Below are 4169 nucleotides of genomic sequence, written 5' to 3' on the forward strand. Positions count from 1 at the left end.
GAGGCAAAAGTACCCGGATGGGTCAGGAAAAAGGCCTTGTGGAGCTAAAGGGCAAACCCATGATCCAGCATGTCCTAGAGGCCACAGCTCCTCTGGGCCTTTCACAGCATATTATCGGACATCATCCAGGATATGCTGACATGGGGGTACCTGTGATTCCGGATTTGATCCCAAACTGTGGACCCCTGGGTGGAATTTACACAGCGTTGACCTACTGTAGATGCTCCCATGCCATTATCTTTTCCTGTGATTCCCCGCTGATTCAGACTGGCACGATTAATAAACTCCTCTCAAAGGAGTGCACGGGAATAGTTATCGGCATGATTTCCGGGAGCCTTTATCCTTTTCCGGGGATTTATCCTGTCAGCCTTCTGCCACAGGTCTTGTCCAGTCTGGAGCGGCAGGAGTACAAGGTGCAAGGATTTATTGAGGGGCAAACCCATCAGGTGGTCGATTTGGCGACTATTTCTACCGATCCTCATCTCGAATTTACCAATGTAAACACCCTGGAAGAAGTCCGGACTTTTTCCGATTTCCCTGAAGAAAAAAACTAATATATTGTGATATGGAAATTCAAATGAAGTTCTGGAGAAAACTCTCTCCAGAGGAGCGGCTCAATCGAGTCCAGCAAGCCTTAAAAGTCAATGTGGATTTTTCTAAAGATGCTAACTTGGGCTATCCTGCCTCTCGATTGGATGAAAAGGTATTTACAAATGAGTCTCTTTTCCTTCGGGAAATGCCCGTATTGAGTACATACATCGCCAACCCCAACCATATCGGTTGCCATACCTTTGGGACTTCCGAATATGCATTCAAAGGTACTCAAGCGATAGAGCGGGAGGTCCTGAACATGATTGCTGTGGACCTGTTCAAAATCGGAGAAGGGGAGTTTGACGGGTATATTTCTCCGGGAGGCACTGAGGCCAATGCACAGGCACTGTGGATTTATCGAAACGAATTTTTGAAAAATAAGGGAGCCATGTTGGATGAAATTGTCATTCTTGCTTCCGAAGATACCCATTACTCCATCCCCAAGGCTGCCAATCTTCTGATGATCGACTGGGAAAAAGTCTCAGTAGATCCGGATACCAGAGAAGTAAGCCCAAAGGCTGTGAGAGAGGCGGTGAAAGCAAGCCTTCAGAAAGGTAAAAAGTACTTTATCGTTGTCGCCAATATGGGGACTACCATGTTTGGCTCCGTGGATGATCCCAAAGTTTTCACAGTTGTCCTTCACGAATTTCACCTCCCTTTCCGTATGCATATCGATGGAGCCTATGGAGGTTTTGTCTATCCTTTTGGAGACTTCGAAAACCAAATCAACTTCACCAATCCGGATATTTCTTCAATCACTATTGATGCGCATAAAATGCTTCAGGCACCCTATGGTACAGGTATTTTTGTCTGCCGAAAAGAACTGATCGAAAATGTACTCACTTCAGAAGCAAAATATGTTCAAGGGATGGACTTGACCCTTTGTGGAAGTCGATCGGGTGCCAATGCTGTGGCAGTTTGGGTGATTTTGACTACCTATGGTCCTCATAAGTGGTTTGAAAAGATATCTGTGATCAAAATGCGGACCAACTGGCTTTGCAAGCAATTGGATCAGTTGGGGGTAATCTATTTTCGGGAACAGGAGATGAATATTGTCACCATTCGCTCCGAATGTGTGCCGGAATCATTGGCTCATAAGTATAACCTTGTCCCACAAACCCACGATGAGACCAATCAATGGTATAAAATCGTGCTGATGGACCATGTGGAAATAGAGCATTTGAAGGATTTTATTCAGGATATGCTATCTTCCCGGAGTTTAAGTACGAATTAAATGGTCGACATCACGCATAAAAGTAACACCCTACGGAAAGCAGTGGCCCAGGCGATCGTCAAAGTAAGTCATCCTGAAACCATCCAAGCCATTCAAAACCGAACTGTCCCTAAGGGCGACGTGCTCGAGTGTGCACGTGTTGCGGGCCTTTTTGCTGCCAAAAGGACCGCAGATATGATTCCCGATTGCCATCCTTTACCGGTGGAGTTTACTTCCGTTAGCTATGAAGTAGGAGCTATTGAAGTAACCGTTTTTGTCGAAATTCATACCATCTACAAGACCGGTGTGGAGGTAGAAGCGATGCATGCAGCCTCTGTGGTAGCCCTGACTATGTACGATATGCTCAAGCCTATAGACAAAGGAGTGACTATTGAGCAAATCAAGCTGGTTGAAAAAAGAGGAGGGAAGTCCGATCGCAAAAAAGATCTGGAGCAGTCCCTTCGAGCTGCTGTGGTTGTATGTTCGGACTCGATTTCGGCAGGGAAAAAGGTAGATTCCGCCGGGTTGGTGATCAAAGAAAAACTGGAAAAAGTCGGAGTTCAAGTTCTTGTTTACCAAATCATACCTGATGAAAAAGACCAAATCCAACAGCTTTGTTCTCAGCAGGTAAGTGATCAAATGGATATGGTGATTTTTTCAGGAGGGACAGGCTTATCACCAAGAGATATTACGCCCGAGGCCTTGGAGGAAATAATAGAAAGAAGAATACCCGGGATTGAAGAGGCTATTCGAAATTTCGGACAGCAACGTACGCCTTATGCCATGCTATCCCGCTCCGTGGCAGGATTGATCGGAGACACTTTGGTATTGGGACTTCCTGGTTCGACCAAAGGAGCTTCAGAATCCATGGATGCAGTTTTTCCTTCCATTCTTCACATTTTCAAGGTGATGGAAGGGGCTAGACATGATTAATATGGCTTAAAGCCTGCCAGGGTTTTAAATCCTGGCAGGTTGGATTTTTACTTAAGGAAACTTCAAGCTGACCATCACGAAAAAGTTTCTACCCGGGGCGTACATTGGGATGTTTCCGGCTCGTATGGGCCTGGAAAGGTGCTCGTAGTAGGTCTCATTGAAGAGGTTTTGTGCTCCGGCTTTAACCAATACCATGCTGCTCAGAGGAAAGCTCAAGTCTAGGTCCAGGAGGCTAAAGCCAGGAGTGCTACCTTCCCCAAAGGCTTCAGAAACTCGTTCTTGAGCCAAAACATGTCTCAAACTAAGCCCTGTCTGTAGTTTACCTTGGATCCAACTACCCTGTAGCCGGTATCTCACATCCAGCGGGGCAATTTCAGGAAGGGCCTCATCCAGCTCAAAATCCTGCCCATAGGTGTAAGCCATGGCCAAGGACTGACTGAGGTTATTACTGATTTGCTGTTTGAAATTGAATTCCATGCCTGTTTTCATCGCTTGACCGATATTTACATACTGTCTCACGCCCGGGCTGCTCGCGAGTCTGGGTTTCAGATCTGTCTTTACGGAGCTGATATAGTCCCTCATATAGGAGCCAAAAAGGGTGAACTCCATGGAGACTTTTTCTTTTTGATAGGCGAGAATGAGGTCAATTTCATTGTTTTGTTCAGGTTTGATCGTTGGATCTCCGACTAGTTCCCAAGGGTCTAGGCCCACTGGTAGATAATTGACGAATCTCTCCAATAAACTACCGCTACGTTTCACACTTGCAGCCCATACCCCTAGAGAAAATGCTTTATTCAACTCAAATTGCGCACCTAGGCTTATTCCCGGATTGAGTTGGGTGTTTTCGTTACTGGCGTGTAGCTGCTGAAATTCTTCTGCCGGATTATTGGCCAGCGCATGATTTGCTTCTAGTCTACCAGAGGCATTCAGGACTGTTTTTCCTATGGGGAATTGGTAGTTGAAGAATAGACCGGTTTTCTGGATTTGAGCATCTTGCCATAGATTATCCACGAAGACTTTGCCTGCCATGGGTCCCATGGTCAGTGTCCGGGTACGGCTACCATCGGCGGCTTCTTCTTTGAAATCCACACCCGCAAAGAGTTTCCCTTGCTTGACTCTCCAGACCCCTTCACTTCTGAATCCCCAGTTTTGGGTGATGGCCGGAGTAGAGGCATCCATCATTCTTTCCTCGCGTAGTAGATTGTCCATCAGGTGATCCACCCGGGTGAAGTAGATGGCATTGTTCCACTGGAGGGCCTTCTTTCTATTCAGTTCTCTGCTGTGCCTCAGGCTGAGCATCCAAGTGTCGTCGTTTCTGAGGTCCATTCCTAGGGAAGGAAAATCAACGTCTCTGGCGAAGTTTCTATTTACTGAAAGCTGAAGCAGATCCCGCTGAGTAGCCTGCATATCCGCGAAAAGCCCTATAGACCCC

At 46.5% G+C, this 4169-nt stretch carries 4 protein-coding genes; 3 read left to right on the forward strand and 1 reads right to left on the reverse strand.

Annotation, left to right across the window (positions count from 1 at the left end; genetic code table 11):
- The 3 genes from mobA to moaCB form a co-directional block, all read left to right on the forward strand.
- Positions 1-554, forward strand: a 554-nt coding sequence (mobA, locus tag OU792_RS18160; RefSeq protein ID WP_274670995.1) for a molybdenum cofactor guanylyltransferase, incomplete at its 5' end; no start/stop codon positions are given.
- Between the two features lie 11 nt (positions 555-565).
- A complete protein-coding gene (locus OU792_RS18165) occupies positions 566-1825 on the forward strand; it encodes a pyridoxal phosphate-dependent decarboxylase family protein (RefSeq protein WP_274670996.1) in 1260 nt (419 codons plus the stop codon).
- Positions 1826-2737: a bifunctional molybdenum cofactor biosynthesis protein MoaC/MoaB gene (moaCB, locus tag OU792_RS18170; protein WP_274670997.1), complete on the forward strand. Its 912-nt coding sequence runs from the start codon at positions 1826-1828 to the stop codon at positions 2735-2737.
- A 51-nt stretch (positions 2738-2788) separates the two neighbouring features.
- On the opposite strand, the gene OU792_RS18175 is transcribed toward moaCB, so the two are convergent.
- Positions 2789-4169, reverse strand: a 1381-nt coding sequence (locus OU792_RS18175; protein WP_274670998.1) for a TonB-dependent receptor domain-containing protein, incomplete at its 5' end; no start/stop codon positions are given.

The organism is Algoriphagus sp. NF (genome assembly GCF_028823735.1).
In the GTDB taxonomy this organism is placed as follows: Bacteria; Bacteroidota; Bacteroidia; order Cytophagales; family Cyclobacteriaceae; genus Algoriphagus; species Algoriphagus marincola.